Genomic DNA, 1,899 nt, shown 5'->3' on the forward strand with positions numbered 1-1,899 from the left:
GTTGTCGGGTGCGGGTGCGTGGGGGCTGGTCGCGCCGTTCCCCGCGCCCCTAAAAGATTGCGCAGTTCCCCGCGCCCCTGAAAGACAAAAGACTGCGCCGTTCCCCGCGCCCCCTAAAAGATTGCGCAGTTCCCCGCGCCCCTAAAGGCAGAAGACCGCGCCGTTCCCCGCGGCGCCCCCCAAGACCTGTGGTCAGCGGACTCTGATGAAGACCACGTCGTAGGTGCTGGCTGTTGTGCGGGACTTTATGTAGACGCCGTCGTTGGTGCCGTTCGGGTTGGTCGTGTTGCCCTCTACCGCGGTGAAGGATGAACCGGAGACCGTGCGCACTATGCCTATGTGTTCGTTGCCGCCGGTGAAGTCGCTGCCGCCGTCCCAGTCGTAGGCCACGATGTCGCCCGGCTGCGGGCTGGTCGTCACCGACAGGTGGTAGTTGCCGGCCCGGGCCTGCTTGACCCAGCCCGAGACGTAGGAGTTGCGGTAGGAGCTGGCCCCGGTCTGCTTGGCCACCCAGCTCACGAAGGTCGCGCACCAGGCGTAGTTGCTGGTGGAGAGCGAGAGGCCCACCGCCGAGCCGTAGCTGTTCGCGCGGGCGCTGCCCTCCACCGTGCCCGCCTCGGCCTCGGCCACGTCGAGGATCTTGGCGTAGCCGCCGCCGGGCGGGGGCGACGACGGCGGGGTGACCGTCCCGTACAGCGCGGCCTTGGTGTTCGGGCCCACCCTGCCGTCGGCCGAGAGGCCCTTCTCGGCCTGGAAGTCCCTGACGGCGCTGTCGGTGAGCGCCCCGAAGTCACCGTCCACGGCGAGGTCGGCGCCGTGGTGGTTGAGCAGGCTCTGCAGCTCTGTCACGCAGCCACTGCGCTGGCCCTGCACGATCTCGGCGGGGCAGGACGCGGAGTTCAGGTCGACCGGCGCGGGCGCGCCGTTGCCGCCGCCTCCGCCGATGTTCGCGTACAGGGCGGCCTTGGTGTTCGGGCCGACCGCGCCGTCGGCGGTGAGCCCGCTCGCGGACTGGAACGCCTTCACGGCCGCCAGGGTCTGGGGGCCGAAACTGGCGTCGACGTCGAGGCTGTGGCCCTTGCCGTTCAGCAGGGACTGCAGCGTGGCGACGCAGCCGCCGCTCTGCCCCTCCACGATGTTCTCCGGGCAGGACGACGACCTCAGGTCCAGGCCCGTCGACGGTGACTCGTCGGTGTCGTACAGCGCCCGCTTGGTGTTCGTGCCGACCTGGCCGTCAGCCGTGAGGCCGCGCGAGGACTGGAAGGAGCGGACGGCGCTCGCCGTACCGGCGCCGAAGTCGCCGTCCACGTCGACGGAGTAGCCGTGGTGGCGCAGCAGCCGCTGGAGCTCGGTGACGCAGCCGCCCTTGGCGCCCTGGACGAGGTTCGCGGGGCAGGAGGAGGAGTTCAGGTTGACGGGGGCGGGCGCCGAGCCCGCGGTCGCGTACAGCTTGCTCTTGGCCGCGGGGCCCACCCGGCCGTCCACGGCGATGGCGGTGGCGGCCTGGTACTCGCGGACCGCGTAGAGCGTGCCCGCCCCGAACTGGCCGTCCACCACCAGACCGGCGCCGTGCGCGTTGAGCAGGTTCTGCAGTTCCGTGACGCAACCGCTCGTCTGGCCCTGGACGATCTCGGCGGGGCAGGACGCGGAGGTCAGTTTGATCGGGGCCGGCGCCGCCGCGGCGGGCTGGGCGCCGAGCACGATCCCGGCCGAGACCATGGCCGCGGTGGCGGCGAAGGTCCCGATGCGCAGCTGCCACCTCGCTCCGGCGCGGCGGTAAGTACGAGGGCGGGTACGGGTGTGGGTGTCCCTGGGGCGTGGGTCTTCGGCGCGTACGGGGGAGGGGGATACGGGTCTTCCCATGGCGGCGGTGTTCTCCTTCGGTGCTTGTACGTGGGG

General features: G+C 71.2%; 1 protein-coding gene. It reads right to left on the reverse strand.

Going from position 1 to position 1,899, the window contains the following annotated elements:
- Window positions 1–192: 192 nt before the first annotated feature.
- Window positions 193–1,863, reverse strand: a complete 1,671-nt coding sequence (locus FGF04_RS39010) for a peptidoglycan-binding protein (protein WP_235882748.1) — start codon at window positions 1,861–1,863, stop codon at window positions 193–195.
- Window positions 1,864–1,899: the final 36 nt, after the last annotated feature.

The organism is Streptomyces apricus, from assembly GCF_008369065.1.
Classification (GTDB): Bacteria; Actinomycetota; Actinomycetes; order Streptomycetales; family Streptomycetaceae; genus Streptomyces; species Streptomyces apricus.